Genomic DNA, 15,316 nt, shown 5'->3' on the forward strand with positions numbered 1-15,316 from the left:
AACTCCTAGTATTTCAATTGTTTCAATGGGTCTTGAGCCATTGAATCGAACATATCCACTACACGACAGTCTTCACACATAGCAATACGATTAATCGCTGCTTCATCTGAAAAGTGAGAGTGACCGCGTAACTTGTTCTGTAGCATGTCAATCATAGACTGAGGCGCAAATGGTTTATGGCAACGCACACATTCCGCTGCTTTCTCTTCATGAATCACAACCGCTTTCTGACGTTCTTCTTTCACCCAGTTCATACGAGGCGTAAGAGTCAGAACATTTTCAGGACATGCCTTTTCACACAGGCCACATTGAATACAGTCTTGTTCTACAAACTTAAGTGATGGAGAAGCACCGTCGGTATGAAGAGCACGTGTAGGACAAACCGCAACACAACTCATGCATAACGTACAATCTTTGCTTTCACACGAAACCGTGCCGTATGGTGCATTCGAAGGAAGTTCAACGATATTCTCGACAGGAATGCGAGATGAAGACATAGCATCGAGTGCAGTGAATAGACGTTGACGTTTGTTGCCTTGAAGATCGCCAAGTGCAAGGTCGAAAGAATCAACACACAGTGTTGGAAGCCCTTCACGTAGAGACTCTAAATACAGGATATCGATGGTTTCTTTTGGAACACCGATTTGGTCTAGTAGCTCTTGAGCAATCCCGACTTCGTTATTCAGAACACGAATGATCGTCTCTGGCATAAAACGAGAGGCAGCAAACAGAACCTGAGTCGCCCCATTCACTAGCGCTGCAAACCAAGTATCAATACCAATAGAAGGCAGTTCTTCAACCACGATTGGAATAACGTTATCTGGTAGTGCTTTTAGCGCCATTACATTGTAAGTCTCATGACGAGAGCTACAGATAAGTACGATTGGATCCAGACCGCCCGCATGTTCATAGTTAGCTAGCGTACGTTCAATGAACTTTTGAGTATCGTCAGGGTTTGGAAGCGCATAGGTAATCGCTTCTGTAGGACAGCTTGTTGCACAAGTTCCTACGCCTTGACATAGATAAGGGTTAATCTCGATCTTGTGACCTGTTTTGTCTGAGCCTTCACTTGATAGTGCGCCAGCAGGACAAGCGTCAACACAACGTTCACACCCTTTTACGCCACGAGAACTGTGCGCACAAAGGTCAGTGTCTAAACGGAAGAACTTAGGCTTATCAAATGTACCCATTAGCGTTGGAATCTCTTCCAGTGCTTCGGCCAGTTTTGGATAGCCTCGGCCCACTGGGTAATAACCTGGTACAGGCACTTCTTCTGTCATGCAGCTATTCAGACATAGGTCTAGAACAACATCGAAACAATCGTGATTAATCGCGATTTTCGCCAAGTTGCTTGATGTGCCTTTACTCTCAATCACAACTTCAAACGTACCAAGGAAACCGGATACTTGAACCGAATTCGCGAAGTACAGTTCTGGGTTTTTGCCCTTTTCGCCGTCTGTCGACAATAAGGTTAAGCTCGTCAATTGAGGTAATTGAGCCGCAGCACTTTCAATGATCGCAGTTGGACCAATAATTAGCGTATTACCACCACTTTCGTAACTTACTGTCGGTGGAATCAGATTTGTTAACTCAACTGTATTTTCAAATGCATACAGCCTTGCTTTAGCGTTATTTGAAGTTGCTTGTTCTAATAATTGTTTAAGCATTGCTCAGTTCCATCTTTGGACATGGATAATCTGTTCAACCTTCATTGTAGTAAGCGATAGAGAACTTGCTGAGTAATCCGTTAACAACTAACCCTTTAGCCAGTGTCCCGATCGTCAGACTATGAATTCGCCTATCTACAAAAAAGTTGATAATAAACGTTATTTAGCAAATGCCATGCCAATTTAATAAACCTTATATATCAGCAATTTATTCCTTTATAGCGTTTATTGTGCGTATAAAAAAACCGCTTGGGACATTTTGTCGCAAGCGGTTCATTGAGTATTTAGTCAAAATGTACCTATTCTTTGTGTGGTATATTTTGTCCCATCTCTTTCAAGTCATCTTCGTCTGATGTTGTAGCGTTATTACTTACCACTGTTCTTTTGTACAGTTGTTTTTCTTGTTCGGTTATTTCAGCACTTTCTGACGTTTCAAGTTCATTATCAGATACCTCAAAATCGCTTTCAGAATTTCCTAAAACTTCACCTTCATCCTTATTATCAATGACTTGCTCTTCTTCTGGTGCAGTTTCTTCTTCCGTTTTGTCTGTAACCCAATCACGCAAGGTTTCCGCAACCCCTTCAGAAAGAGACTTCAAATTACTGTAATCGTCGTCGTAATCATCTAAACCATCACGTACGTTAAACTCTTCCGATAGAAATAATTTACGCAATGCGGCTTTTTTTACGCTTTCTGAAGCTTCTGATACCAATAATTGAGCAACAGACAAATCTTCAGTGGCTTCTGGTGCGGGATCTTGAACGTCAGAAGCATGAACTTCTTCATTGGTTTCTGAAGCTTCACTCTCTAAAGATTGAGGCGCTGCTGCTTCCATTTCAGACGAAAGATCAGCAGACGAAACCTCAGAAGAAGAATCAGATGAAGTGAGTTCTGTTGCTTCCAGTGTTTGCTCTACTTCCAAAGGTTCGTCTGTGGAACCATCAAGCTTTCGTTGAGACCAACGGCTAAAGAAGTTAGTTGCCATTTGATCTACCCGCACCTTTACGTTTCTTACGTCTTGCTTCTAGCAACTCACCATGACGGCCGATGAAGGCTTCCATCCAAGCTTGCACTGGTAACGGAATGTCGTATGAAAGGACTTGGTTGTCACCGTCCATGTATTGCCCTGCAACGGTTTGTGATGCTGTAAGTAACTGAATAACTGGTTTTACACCAGAATCGACATTATCCATCACTAAGAAAAGCTTAGGTTGCTGAGAGCTTAGGTTGAAACGATAGTCTGTACGCTCGTCTTTATGTAATTGGAGTAAACAAACGTCTTGGGCATCGTCTTCTGGCGACAGTTCAAACCCCGTCAATTCCCATTGCGTCGTTATCCAGATACCTGTTTTGATCTCTTTTTCTATTCTTTGGACACCGATTGGCCAAGCTGCTTCTGTTTTTTCATATTGTTCTTTGAATTCTTTTATCTCAGACATACTTCACCCAATTGATTTTCTTTGGTCTGAATGCACTTAGGACATTTTGTACTGTGCGCAATCATATACACCCCATAAAGCAATAAACACGCCAATACGGATTAACTGCAAGAGCGTATCTATAGCGTTCGTTATCAAGTTGTCACTATAACGTTAGTCGATACTGGTTATTTCAGACAACTCCACCCGGTGAACTCTCATATTTTGCGCTATTTTAATCGAATGCTTCATGTTTTCCTGAATACCCGTTATTTTGGAATAAGATTTGCTTTAAGCATGAGTTAAAGAATCGATTAACAAGATCGGCGTTAGGCCCTCTTGTTACAACCCTATCTCATTAAGTAGGAAGTGATTGTGGTAAAACCAAACATAATAAAAACTAGCGAAAACCCACTTCAAACAATCGAAGTTGAAGTGTTTGATGAATATGGTGAGAAGCTAACCAAACAGATCGCTTGTGAACGCCCTCTTACCGTTATGTTGAACTGGAAAGAGATCGTAACGTTAATGACATTGGGCTCTCGTCCGGAGTCATTAGTATTGGGCTATTTGAAAAACCAAAGCTTCCTTTCCGACCCAGAAGCGGTTGAATCTATTATCATCGATTGGGAAACCAGCTCTGCAGCGGTTATCACCAAAGAAGATACAAGCCAACTTGAGCAAGCGCTTAAGAAGAAAACAGTAACCTCTGGCTGCGGTCAAGGTACCATGTATGGCAACGTGATGAAGCAGTTGGAAGATTACCAGGTGCCTCAAAACAAGATTAAGCAATCTGAAATCTACACAGCGCTTGAAGCGTTGACTCATTACAACGATACCTACAAGAAAGCAGGCGCGGTGCACGGTTGTGCTGTTTGCAAAGACGACCAAGTGTTGTCGTTTGTGGAAGATGTAGGCCGTCACAATGCTGTTGATACCCTTGCGGGTGAGATGTGGCTTAACAAAGAAGATGGCGCAGACAAGATCTTCTACACCACAGGCCGCCTTACCTCTGAAATGGTCATCAAAGTAGCGCAGATGGGTATTCCTGTTCTTCTATCACGTTCTGGCGTGACCCAAATGGGCTTAGATTTGGCGCAGAAGTTCGGTATCACCACGATTGCTCGTGCTAAAGGTCTACGCTTCCAAGTCTTCACGGGCGCAGACAAGATCGATTTTGATGTAAAAGGTGAACATTCAACGTAAGTTGTCTAAAGCCAATACTATCTAAAAGCAAAGCTCTCTAAAGCGAACTTTCTGATGAACTGGGATAAGGTGTAGGCTCTGGCTTGCACCTTTTCTTTTGTTTCCCCTATACCACTTGCCTCCTTAAGTAATTTCCGCCCTTTTTACATAATTCTATTCGCACAGCTTTAATAGCCAGTTTACCTTATAGCTCTTTGTTGAACATTAATTCAGCAATAGGACGCGCTTAATACATTCGTTAAGTTTTTATTAACGCTGGCTTCATAATTACTGGATATACCGAACGTTAACAATTCTTTATCTTGTGCTCCGTGAACAGAACGAAGCACGCACTTATCGTGCTGCTTGTTTTAGGTTTCACTTCTTTGAATGCTCACTTCAAAGAAAAACAGATAAGAAACAAAGAATTGGATGACAATATGAAACAGCCTTTAAAAGCGCTAGCGTTAGCACTCGGATTGACGCTAGCGGCTAACAGTTACGCTATCGAAGTTAAACCCGTTGATACGGATTTCACATTACAGATACTCGGATCCGGCGGCCCAATCTCTGATGACTTGCGTGCATCTTCTGGAGAGATTGTGTGGTGGAAAGGGAAATCTCGAGTGATGATCGATGCAGGTGGCGGTGTATACCTTCGCTTTGGTCAGGCCGGAGCTAAGCTTGAAGATCTTGACTTTATGGGTATCACTCACTTCCACACAGACCATGTAAATGATCTACCTGCACTTCTTAAAGGTGGTTATTTCTTCGACCGAGATAGACCACTTGAAATTTCTGGTCCAACAGCAGGTTCTGCATTCCCTAGCTTAAGCAACTACTTCAAAGCAAATTTCGACCCAGAAGATGGTGCGTATGCTTACCTTGCTGGCTTATACGATGGAACCGATGGCTTATTCCCAGTCAATCTTACCGATGTTGACTACCAATCCACAGTGCCAACCGTCGTTTACGAAAAAGATGGTTTGAAGATCACTGCTCTGGGTATTCCTCATGGTGATGTGCCTTGTCTCGCTTATCGAATCGAAAGTGAAGAAGGCGTGATGGTGATTTCAGCAGACCAAAACGGTAGCAACCCTGCTTTCTTAGACTTCGCTCGTGGCGCTGACATCATGATGATGCCGATGGCGATTCATGAACAAGCCGATGGTGTCTCTTCATTCATGCACGCGAAGCCTTCAGTTATCGGCAAAATTGCCCAAGAAATTAATCCGAAAATGTTGGTGCTTAACCACTGGATGGGTTTAGGACTTAAGCTTAAGTCTGAATCAGTGAAGATTGTGCGTGAATACTACGATGGCCCAATCATGTCTGGCCGCGACCTTGCGAGCTTCCCTATGTCTGCTGTAAAGGATAAAGAAAATGAACAATAAAATCGCGTTATCAATCGCTCTTACCTCAGCGATAAGTCTTCATTCTGCAATGGCCTTTGCCGATGCTCCAGCAGAAGCTCCTGTTGAAGCAAAAGCATCGTCTGGCCATGGTGGTAAATGTGCCGCAGGTAAGTGTGGTACTGAGAAGCGCTTTGAAAAAGCAGAGCTCACTACCAACCCACAAGACCGTTTAGTACGTGCTCGTGATGGTAAATGTGGTTTAACCGGCGAAGGCACATCACCAAGTAAAGAACGCATGATCTTGGTGAATAGCAAGGTAACTGGTGGTGTATGTGGCCAGTAGAAACCTATAAAGCCAAAGGCTCGTCATCGAGTGATGTTCATTCATCCAGTAATAGAGCACTAAACAACCGAACTTCAAAAAATAGAGAGTTAATCCCTAACGTGCGAACCATTCAAAATACAGACAAAGGCATTGGGTTGCGAAGTGAGCATATTGAATTGCTCGCTTGCTCCCCTAAGCACCCTGATATTGATTTTTTGGAGTTGGCTCCTGAAAACTGGATGAGCATAGGCGGACTTAAGCGCGAACAACTACAGGATATAGCGAAGCAATACCCTTTGATCGCACACGGTTTAAGCTTATCCATTGGAGATTGTCAGCCTCTTAATACCAAGTTTGTACGTCAAGTTGGTCAGTTTCTTGATGATTTGAATATCGAAGTGTATAGCGAACACTTGAGCTTCTCTCGCGATAGCCAAGGGTATCTCTACGAACTGTTACCCGTGCCACGTCGAGCTGAAAACCTTAGCTATTTGGCTGACAGGATTATGCAAGTCCAAGACATCATTCAACGTCCTCTAGTGGTGGAGAACATCTCCTATTACCACGATTACGGAGACGAGATGCCTGAGGGTGAGTTTATCAGTGAAATAGCAAGTCGCAGTGGCTGCGAGTTGTTGGTCGACATAAACAATCTCTACGTTAATAGCCAAAACCATCACTTTGATGCGGTTGAGATGCTTAAAGCGTTGCCAAGTGAAGCCATTCGTTATTACCACATTGCAGGGCATTTAGTGGAGAGTGACAAATCGGTTGAAAGTAACAGCTCGCTACTTGATACCCATGGTATGGAGGTGCAGCAAGCTGTGGTTGACTTGGCGAGGTATACCTTCACTCTCCATGGCAGTAAACCGTTATTGCTAGAGAGAGACAACAACGTACCGCCTTTGGTTGTACTCACTGAGGAGTTGCGAACTATACACAGTCAAGTGTTGGACTCCGGTGTTGTTCATCGACCTTTAAGTCAGGAGCTGGTGTATGCATAACCCACCAAGCATGATGATGACGCAAACAGAGGCCTTGACCGCCTTAATACGCTCACCTCTAGAAGACAATTCACTGTGTCGTTACAGCGAGTTTATTAGAGATAACGTGTTCAGTGTGTTGAACAACACCTTCCCGTTGTTTTGTCAGCAAGTCGACCAAGACCAATTATTGATGTTGGTTGATGAATTTGTCGTTGTGCATTACGCATCAGAGCCAGAGTTTCATCATATTGCGACCGAGTTTGTGAGTTTCATTCAGCGTCGAACTCAGCCAATAGACAGCTCTAGTTTAATTGCGGGTTACGAGCTCACTTCCGATCAATTAGCGGTATTGGAATACGAATGGTGCGCGTTCGGCGTTGAAATCGACTCAACAAAACAAGCGCCGCGTTTGGATCGGGATGATGAGCATCTCGGGGAGGAAGACCATCAGAAATTGCACGTGTTACTGAATGAGACAATGAAGCTCGTGCAGGTGCCTTTCCTTGTCCATGGTGAGTCGCTGACGTTTTTAACACAAAGGCGTCACCCCGTTTATTACGCGATTTACCGAGATTCAGGCCAACGCGTAAACACATTAAAACTAAGAGAAATAGATGTGGCGATCATTCAAATGATTCAGCTACAGCCAAATCAAACTCTCGCCAATATTAAAGAAACGATAGCTCAACAGTTGGCAAGATTTGAGTTTATTAATTGGGTTAAACACTTCACAGCAGTTGAATTGCTTTGTGTTCACTCTTTAGGAGAAAAATAATGATTAAGTCAGCACTCAATTGGTTCGATTCAATCTTCGAAAAATGTAAAAAATTCGATTACCTAGTCCTTCTTTCCGTTCGTTTGTATCTGATTCCAGTTATTTTCGTCGGTGCCCGCTCAAAAGTATTGGGGTTCGCTGGTACGGTTGCTTGGTTTGGTGCGTCAACCGCAGATGGTGGGCTTAACCTTCCCTTCCCTGAGTTATTGGCGTTTCTTGCAGCTGCAACGGAAGTACTAGGGTGTATTTGTATCGCATTAGGTCTTTTCACTCGTGTGATTTCTATTCCTATGATTTTCATGATGAGTGTTGCAAGTGCGATGGTTCACTGGAAACACGGTTGGGACGCTATTGCTACTGGCGGTATGGAATCAACCATTCGTCTAAATGGTTTTATCGAGTGGTTATCCGTGAACTTCCCAGGCCGCTATAACTACATTACCGAACTGGGTGACCCAGTAATGCTGAATAACGGCATGGAATTCGCCGGAACTTACTTTGTCATGCTACTTGTACTGTTGGTTTACGGCGGTGGTCGTTACGTGAGCGTGGATTACTGGCTACGTAAGCGCTTTGCAAACAAACAAACGAAAGCTCTTCGCTGGTAACTGAATTCTTCAAGCTTAATTTAAATATCAACACCTCAATTCAAAGGCGAGCAACGCATTTTGAATTGAGTAAATCACTTCTAATTAGTTATCTCTAATTACCATCTTATAATCTCTAATCTCACCCGTCACATTGGTGGCGGGAAGGAGTTTCTATGCTTACAGATGTCGTCGATCTGTCGCGGTTTCAATTCGCAAGTACCGCTCTCTATCATTTTATTTTTGTTCCCCTAACCATTGGTCTCTCGGTTTTACTCGCCGTGATGGAGTCATTGTATGTAATGACCAACAAAACTATCTACAAGGACATGACCAAGTTTTGGGGTAAATTATTCGGTATAAACTTCGCCATCGGTGTTGCTACTGGTTTAACGATGGAATTCCAGTTTGGTACTAACTGGGCTTATTACTCTCATTATGTGGGCGACATATTTGGTGCCCCACTCGCTATTGAAGCGCTTGTTGCGTTTTTCTTAGAGTCGACCCTCGTCGGGATGTTCTTCTTTGGCTGGGACAAGCTTTCAAAGCGTCAACACTTGTCTGTAACGTGGTTGACTGCCTTAGGTTCAAATTTCTCTGGTTTATGGATCTTAATGGCCAATGGCTGGATGCAAAACCCGGTTGGCGCAGAATTTAACTTCCAAACCATGCGTATGGAGATGACTGATTTTATCGAAGTTATCTTTAACCCTGTAACCCAAGTGAAGTTTGTTCATACGGTTGCGGCTGGTTACACAACGGGTGCGTTATTTATCATGGGGATCAGTGCTTACTACATGCTGAAGGGACGAGACTTACCATTTGCTCGTCGTTCATTTGCAGTAGCGAGTGCATTTGGCATGGCTGCCATCGTCTCTACCGTGATGCTTGGCGATGAATCTGGTTATGAACTTGGTGATGTGCAACAAGTGAAACTAGCCGCTATCGAAGCAGAATGGCACACAGAGGAAGCTCCAGCCTCATTCACTTTGTTTGGTTTCCCTAATCAAGAAACAATGGAGACGGACTACGCAATTAAGATCCCATACGTGATGGGTATTATCGCAACGCGTTCTCTGGATACACCAGTCATCGGTATTCATGATCTACTCGCAAAAAATGAAGAGCGTGTTCGAAACGGAATCCTAGCGTATGGATTGTTAGAGAAACTCCGTTCTGGTGACAAATCACAACAAAATATCGATGAGTTTGAAACGGTTAAGCACGATTTAGGTTATGGACTGTTAGTTAAGAAATACAGCGACACCGTTGTAGACGCGACAGAACAACAGATCAAACAAGCGGCTAAAGATACTATCCCAACGGTTGCCCCACTGTTCTGGAGCTTCCGCCTTATGGTCGTGTGCGGCGTATTGATATTCGCAATAATCGGTCTTTCTTTTGTCCAAATTTGCCGTCGTAAAATCGGTACCAGTCGTTGGCTACTGAAAGCGACAGTATGTGCGATTCCACTGCCTTGGATTGCATGTGAAGCGGGTTGGTTTGTGGCTGAGTATGGTCGTCAACCCTGGGCTATCGGTGAAATCCTCCCAGTAAACATGGCGGCTTCTAACCTACCCGCTTCGAGTTTGTGGATCTCTATCGGGTTAGTTTACGTGCTTTATACGTTCTTCCTGATTGTCGAAATGTTCTTGATGGTTAAATTCGCAAAACTGGGCCCAAGTGCTTTGAAAACGGGTCGTTACCATCATGAACAATCAAACAACGAACTAGCTTCTTTAGAAACAAAAAATAGACCGAACCAGCTAGACAAATCTATTGATCTTCATTAAGGAATTCAGATGTTTGATTATGAAAATCTTCGCCTGTTCACATGGGCAATTATTGGGGTGTTGTTGATCGGTTTTATTATTACCGACGGCTTCGACATGGGTGTTGCTGCGTTACTGCCGGTGTTAGGAAAATCCGAAGTCGATCGCCGAGTCATGATTAATTCAATTGCGCCCCACTGGGACGGAAATCAAGTATGGTTGGTGACCGCAGGTGGTGCAATCCTAGCGATATGGCCAGCCGTTTATGCGGCAGCGTTTTCCGGGTTTTATTTAGCAATGATATTGGTTCTAGCGACATTATGGTTAAGACCGCTAGGTATGGAGTATCGAGCTAAGATAGATAATCCAAAATGGAAAAAGGCTTGTGATACCGCATTGATAGTAAGCGGTTCTATTCCTCCGCTTATCTTTGGTGTTGGCTTCGGTAATTTATTGATCGGTGTTCCGTTCGAATTTAACGAACTGTTAATGATGACATACCACGGTGGTTTCTGGGATCTATTAACTCCCTTCCCAATCCTTTGTGGTTTAGTGAGCTCAGCAATGGTCATCACTCAAGGTGCTGCGTTCTTACAAATGAAAACGACAGGTGATCTAAAGCGACGTGCACAAAGAATTATCACATGTATGGCATTTGTGACCGCAGGACTATTTGCGGCTGGCGGCTTATTTGCTTACACGTTACCGGGCTATCTCATTACAAGCCCTATCGTAACTGATGCGGTTTCTAACCCGTTGCTGAAACATGTCGTGAAATTTGATGACTTGCTGCTACATAACTACGAAACCCACCCACTACTATGGGTAATTCCTGCCCTTGGTATCATCGGCATGCTGGGGTGTGCATTGATGACGCGACTTAATCGTGCTGGGTTCGCCTTCGTATCATCAAGCTTATCGTTGGCGTGTATTGTCCTAACTGCAGGCGTTGCTTTGTTCCCGATGATCATGCCGTCTAGCTTGATCCCTTCACACAGTTTAACGCTGTGGGACGGAACATCGAGCCAGTTAACACTGAGTATTATCTCTGTTGTCGCAGTTATCGTAGTGCCAATTATTTTAGGTTACACAACATGGTGTTACTACAAAATGTTTGGCCGAATAGACAGTCAATACATTCACGATAACAGCTCGTCTCTGTATTAATTAAAGATGAAATAGGAGGATAACCTATGTGGTATTTATGTTGGGTGTTAGGCGTATTACTAGCGAGTGCATTTGGAATCATTAATGCGCTTTGGTTAGAGCACACCGACTTTTTAGATGAGCAAAAAACTGATCGATAAAGTCACTGATAAGTGTTAGTTAAACAATAAGCAAACTAACCAAAACAACTCAAAAGCCTTCATTAAATGAGATGCCTGCGGTCTTAAAGATTGCCGACATTAATGTTAATGAGGGCTTTTTCATTTCGTATTGAAAAAGAGTCACCTCAAATAGCTGAGTAAACGCAAATCAACGATGAATCAGCCTGTATTGCTACCAGTGAACCTTGCTTTAATAACCTCATAAGCTATTAGTTACATATCCATCATTTAAATATATCTAATAACTATTAAACATTGATGGATATAAAACGTCATCGGCTAAAGGGAGTTAACCATGAACAATCCACTGGAACCTCAGCAACGTGTGCTGTCTCTTTCTATTCGTAGTAAGTTTATTTTAATCAACCTCACCCTGTTTGTGTCTGTTTTGATATATGCGATCTACGAGCAGTTCAGCTTAGACAAATTGGAATCATTGGAGATCGCTGCTTCCGAAAACCTCAGAAGCTCAGTTGATTTATTAACGCTTAGGCGACATGAGAAAGACTTTTTGTCTCGCCACGATAAAAAATACGCAGAGCGTTTCGATAAAACCGCCGACACATTGAATCAAAGATTGGTGACGTTGAACCAAACCCTAACCTCGCATGAGCTTCAACTGACCGATCAAATGACCAAGATCTCCGATACTCTTCATCAGTACCAGAAACAGTTCCACCAGATCGTCAATCAAGTTAACGACATTGAACGCACAACCGCACCTTTGGGCTTTGTGGCAGCTCTCGATGGAAAAAGAACAGCGCTGAAATCAGCAATCGAATCAGAATCAAGTTTGGCACTAGAACTTGCGTTGTTAGAGCTGATCGAAAAAGACTTCCATTACCTCGCACATATTAATAACCAAACGAATGCGGCGTTAACCAATGCTCTTGTTGAGTTTGAACCCTACTCCCAAACCTCGATTGCGACTGAACAAGCTTATTCCGAATATAAGGCTGCAGTTGAAACTCTTTTGGTTGCTAACAGCAATCTAGGTTTGTCTGCAGAGTTGGGGCTTAGAGGGGCCTTACGTAGCAATGTTCACCAAACGGAACAAGCCATTGAAGAAGTGCAGAATGAGATAAGCCAAGCGATTACAGAGGCAGTTAGACACACACAGAATATGTTGCATCTGTTTGGCGCAGCTATCGTCGCTCTGCTTTCTCTGTTATTGGTGTTCATCGGTCGCAACATCCTGGGGCGTATTAAAGCGATAAACGTGATGATGGAGTCTATTGCTCATGGCGATGGTGACCTAACCGTTCGCATGAACGCAAAAGGCAATGACGAGCTCGCTCAACTTGCCCACTCGTTCGATACCTTCATCAATAAACTGCACGGCAACATCAAAGAGCTATCCGGCGTGATGACGGTGCTGACAGACAGTTCATGCAGTTCTGAAGAAGCGGCAGTTAAAAGCATGAGCAATGCAGAGAAACAAAAGCAGCAATCTGAATCGGTAGCAACGGCAGTTAACGAGTTAGTGATGACGAGTAATGAGGTGACGGCGAACATCGAAAATGCCGCAACCAATGCCGAGAAGATCAAAGAAAATGCCCATCAAGCGTTACAAAAGACACAATCAACCAACGACAGTATTAATGTCTTGGCAGAAAACATTGCAGAATCTCAGGATCTCATCGTTCAGCTTGAAGAACAGAGTCGTGAAATCAATCAGGTGGTCACTACCATTCAAGGTATTGCTGAGCAAACTAACCTATTAGCACTCAATGCTGCGATTGAAGCGGCGCGTGCTGGCGATCATGGGCGAGGTTTCGCTGTGGTTGCATCCGAAGTCCGAGAGCTTTCACTAATGACCAACGACTCAACCCATCAAATAGAATCCACGATTCATGGTTTAACCACTGGAATAGACAAGACCGTCGCCAAGATGACAGCGAGCTTAGAGCAAACTGAGCTGGTGAAAAGCCAAACCAAAGACGTGGTGAATGCGATAGAAGGCATACACTTCCAAGTTGGCGAGATGTTCGACTTAAACAGTCAGATCTCAACAGCATCCGAAGAGCAATCGATGGTTTCAGTAGAGATTGACCGAAACATTACGGATATCGCTCATCTTGCCAGTGATACCTATACCGTGGTTTCTGGATCCGTGCGTTGTAGTGAACAAGTCTCGAGTGTGAGTGTGAAGCTAGAGAAGATTGTCGCGCAGTTTAAGTACTAGTGATTAGCGCAAACTAGTTAATTTATGTAGTATGAAAAAACAAAAGGCCTCTCTCTTATTGCTAAGATAGAGGCCTTTCTAATTTTGAATACGTACTAACGTGTTGCTACGTATTAACTCTCGCTACACGACATTAGCCGCGTGCTTTTAAGAATTCAGCGTAAGTACCGCGGAAATCGTTGATCTTGCCATCTTTGATTTCAAGGATACGAGTTGCTAGAGAGTCTACGAATACACGGTCGTGAGATACGAAGAACAATGTGCCTTTGTAGTTCTCAAGAGCCAAGTTAAGCGCTTCGATAGATTCCATATCCATGTGGTTCGTTGGTTCATCCATAAGAAGGATGTTTGGCTTGTGCATCATGATCTTGCCAAGAAGCATACGACCTTGCTCACCACCAGAGATAACCTTTACAGATTTCTTGATGTCGTCTTGGCCAAACAGCATACGACCTAGGAAGCCACGAACAACTTGCTCGTCTTCGCCTTCTTGGCGCCATTGGCTCATCCAATCAAACAGGTTCATGTCTGTTTCGAAATCGTGTGCGTGATCTTGAGCGTAGTAACCGATGTTTGAGTTTTCAGACCACTTGTACTCACCAGTGCGAGGTTCTAGTGCGCCAGCTAGTGTGTTAAGTAGTGTTGTTTTACCTACACCGTTTTCACCGATGATAGCAACACGCTCACCTACTTCGAAGATGGCATCGAACTTGTTGTAAAGATCTTCTTCAAAACCTTGAGATAGGTTTTCAACCACAAGTGCGTTACGGAATAGCTCTTTAGACTGTTCGAAACGGATGAATGGGTTTTGACGGCTAGACGCTTTAACTTCGTCTAGTTGAATCTTGTCGATTTGCTTAGCACGAGACGTTGCTTGCTTCGCTTTAGATGCGTTAGCAGAGAAACGAGAAACGAACGTTTGAAGTTCAGCAATTTGTGCTTTCTTCTTAGCGTTGTCAGACAGTAGACGTTCACGAGCTTGAGTCGCAGCCGTCATGTACTCATCGTAGTTACCTGGGAATAGACGAAGTTCGCCGTAATCAAGGTCAGCCATGTGTGTACAAACCGAGTTTAGGAAGTGACGGTCGTGCGAAATGATGATCATTGTGCAGTTACGTTGGTTTAGCGTATCTTCCAACCACTTGATGGTGTCCATGTCCAAGTTGTTCGTTGGTTCGTCAAGAAGCATGATATGCGGGTCTGCAAACAGTACTTGAGACAATAGAACACGAAGTTTCCAACCCGGTGCCACTTCGCTCATCAGACCGAAGTGCATTGACTCTTCAATACCTACAGCAAGAAGAAGCTCACCCGCTTTCGCTTCTGCCATGTAACCGTCCATTTCAGCGAACTGAACTTCAAGGTCAGCCACCTTCATGCCGTCTTCTTCGCTCATTTCTGGCAAAGAGTAAATGCGGTCACGCTCTTGCTTAATAGCCCAAAGCTCTTTGTGACCCATGATAACCGTATCAATTACCGTGAATTCTTCGTAAGCAAATTGGTCTTGGTTTAGCTTAGCGACGCGCTCGTTTGGATCGTAGCTTACGTTACCAGAAGTCGGCTCTAGTTCACCCGATAGGATCTTCATGAACGTCGATTTACCACAGCCATTCGCGCCGATTAAACCGTAGCGGTTGCCTTCGCCGAACTTAACTGAAATATTTTCGAAAAGTGGCTTAGCGCCGAATTGTTGGGTGATATTTGCTGTGGAGATCAATGCCATTACCTTCTT

14 protein-coding genes are annotated in these 15,316 nt (G+C 43.7%); 10 read left to right on the forward strand and 4 right to left on the reverse strand.

Translation table 11 applies throughout. From position 1 onward, the window contains the following. Window positions 1–5: 5 nt before the first annotated feature. From L4C44_RS17735 to L4C44_RS17745, 3 genes are all read right to left on the reverse strand, one after another. Entirely contained in the window at window positions 6–1,667 is a 1,662-nt protein-coding gene (locus L4C44_RS17735) for a 4Fe-4S dicluster domain-containing protein (protein ID WP_428805491.1), read from the reverse strand. Between the two features lie 299 nt (window positions 1,668–1,966). Further along, window positions 1,967–2,653 carry a DUF3306 domain-containing protein gene (locus L4C44_RS17740; protein WP_146489752.1) on the reverse strand — a complete coding sequence of 229 codons (687 nt, stop codon included), beginning with the start codon at window positions 2,651–2,653 and terminating at the stop codon, window positions 1,967–1,969. Then, window positions 2,643–3,107, reverse strand: coding sequence for a DUF3305 domain-containing protein (locus L4C44_RS17745; RefSeq protein WP_428805492.1), 465 nt, complete (start codon window positions 3,105–3,107; stop codon window positions 2,643–2,645). The genes L4C44_RS17740 and L4C44_RS17745 overlap by 11 nt, the downstream gene beginning before the upstream one ends. A 354-nt stretch (window positions 3,108–3,461) precedes the next feature. On the opposite strand from L4C44_RS17745, the gene L4C44_RS17750 reads away from it, so the two are divergent. From L4C44_RS17750 to L4C44_RS17795, 10 genes are all read left to right on the forward strand, one after another. Then, window positions 3,462–4,292, forward strand: coding sequence for a formate dehydrogenase accessory sulfurtransferase FdhD (locus L4C44_RS17750; protein ID WP_428805493.1), 831 nt, complete (start codon window positions 3,462–3,464; stop codon window positions 4,290–4,292). A gap of 419 nt (window positions 4,293–4,711) precedes the next feature. Then, window positions 4,712–5,665: an MBL fold metallo-hydrolase gene (locus L4C44_RS17755; RefSeq protein WP_146489755.1), complete on the forward strand. Its 954-nt coding sequence runs from the start codon at window positions 4,712–4,714 to the stop codon at window positions 5,663–5,665. Further along, window positions 5,655–5,969 carry a hypothetical protein gene (locus tag L4C44_RS17760; RefSeq protein WP_086711410.1) on the forward strand — a complete coding sequence of 105 codons (315 nt, stop codon included), beginning with the start codon at window positions 5,655–5,657 and terminating at the stop codon, window positions 5,967–5,969. The genes L4C44_RS17755 and L4C44_RS17760 overlap by 11 nt, the downstream gene beginning before the upstream one ends. 101 nt (window positions 5,970–6,070) lie before the next feature. Next, complete coding sequence (locus tag L4C44_RS17765) at window positions 6,071–6,955, forward strand: MbnB/TglH/ChrH family RiPP precursor modification enzyme (protein ID WP_428805505.1); 885 nt, start codon at window positions 6,071–6,073, stop codon at window positions 6,953–6,955. Beyond that, entirely contained in the window at window positions 6,948–7,712 is a 765-nt protein-coding gene (locus tag L4C44_RS17770; RefSeq protein WP_146489756.1) for an HvfC/BufC family peptide modification chaperone, read from the forward strand. The genes L4C44_RS17765 and L4C44_RS17770 overlap by 8 nt, the downstream gene beginning before the upstream one ends. Further along, the gene (locus tag L4C44_RS17775) at window positions 7,712–8,320 is read left to right on the forward strand and encodes an HvfX family Cu-binding RiPP maturation protein (RefSeq protein ID WP_086711406.1); all 609 of its coding nucleotides are present in this window, start codon (window positions 7,712–7,714) and stop codon (window positions 8,318–8,320) included. The genes L4C44_RS17770 and L4C44_RS17775 overlap by 1 nt, the downstream gene beginning before the upstream one ends. Window positions 8,321–8,475: 155 nt before the next feature. After that, complete coding sequence (locus L4C44_RS17780) at window positions 8,476–10,092, forward strand: cytochrome ubiquinol oxidase subunit I (RefSeq protein ID WP_146489757.1); 1,617 nt, start codon at window positions 8,476–8,478, stop codon at window positions 10,090–10,092. A gap of 9 nt (window positions 10,093–10,101) precedes the next feature. Beyond that, complete coding sequence (gene cydB, locus L4C44_RS17785) at window positions 10,102–11,238, forward strand: cytochrome d ubiquinol oxidase subunit II (protein WP_428805494.1); 1,137 nt, start codon at window positions 10,102–10,104, stop codon at window positions 11,236–11,238. A gap of 26 nt (window positions 11,239–11,264) precedes the next feature. After that, a complete protein-coding gene (gene cydX, locus L4C44_RS17790; RefSeq protein ID WP_086711400.1) occupies window positions 11,265–11,378 on the forward strand; it encodes a cytochrome bd-I oxidase subunit CydX in 114 nt (37 codons plus the stop codon). A 316-nt stretch (window positions 11,379–11,694) separates the two neighbouring features. Next, window positions 11,695–13,584, forward strand: a complete 1,890-nt coding sequence (locus tag L4C44_RS17795; protein ID WP_428805495.1) for a methyl-accepting chemotaxis protein — start codon at window positions 11,695–11,697, stop codon at window positions 13,582–13,584. A gap of 133 nt (window positions 13,585–13,717) precedes the next feature. Here L4C44_RS17795 and L4C44_RS17800 read toward each other — a convergent pair whose 3' ends face one another. Continuing rightward, on the reverse strand, window positions 13,718–15,301 hold the full coding sequence (locus L4C44_RS17800) for an ABC-F family ATPase (RefSeq protein WP_086711529.1): 1,584 nt from the start codon (window positions 15,299–15,301) through the stop codon (window positions 13,718–13,720). Window positions 15,302–15,316: the final 15 nt, after the last annotated feature.

It is taken from the genome of Vibrio satsumensis (genome assembly GCF_050337435.1).
GTDB lineage: Bacteria > Pseudomonadota > Gammaproteobacteria > Enterobacterales > Vibrionaceae > Vibrio > Vibrio satsumensis.

Excerpts from the sequence above, each read along its gene's own strand:
- L4C44_RS17735 (WP_428805491.1), bottom strand. The coding sequence starts at position 1,667 with ATGCTTAAACAATTATTAGAACAAGCAACTTCAAATAACGCTAAAGCA.
- L4C44_RS17740 (WP_146489752.1), bottom strand. The coding sequence starts at position 2,653 with ATGGCAACTAACTTCTTTAGCCGTTGGTCTCAACGAAAGCTTGATGGT.
- L4C44_RS17745 (WP_428805492.1), bottom strand. The coding sequence starts at position 3,107 with ATGTCTGAGATAAAAGAATTCAAAGAACAATATGAAAAAACAGAAGCA.
- L4C44_RS17755 (WP_146489755.1), top strand. The coding sequence starts at position 4,712 with ATGAAACAGCCTTTAAAAGCGCTAGCGTTAGCACTCGGATTGACGCTA.
- L4C44_RS17760 (WP_086711410.1), top strand. The coding sequence starts at position 5,655 with ATGAACAATAAAATCGCGTTATCAATCGCTCTTACCTCAGCGATAAGT.
- L4C44_RS17770 (WP_146489756.1), top strand. The coding sequence starts at position 6,948 with ATGCATAACCCACCAAGCATGATGATGACGCAAACAGAGGCCTTGACC.
- L4C44_RS17775 (WP_086711406.1), top strand. The coding sequence starts at position 7,712 with ATGATTAAGTCAGCACTCAATTGGTTCGATTCAATCTTCGAAAAATGT.
- L4C44_RS17780 (WP_146489757.1), top strand. The coding sequence starts at position 8,476 with ATGCTTACAGATGTCGTCGATCTGTCGCGGTTTCAATTCGCAAGTACC.
- cydB (WP_428805494.1), top strand. The coding sequence starts at position 10,102 with ATGTTTGATTATGAAAATCTTCGCCTGTTCACATGGGCAATTATTGGG.
- cydX (WP_086711400.1), top strand. The coding sequence starts at position 11,265 with ATGTGGTATTTATGTTGGGTGTTAGGCGTATTACTAGCGAGTGCATTT.
- L4C44_RS17795 (WP_428805495.1), top strand. The coding sequence starts at position 11,695 with ATGAACAATCCACTGGAACCTCAGCAACGTGTGCTGTCTCTTTCTATT.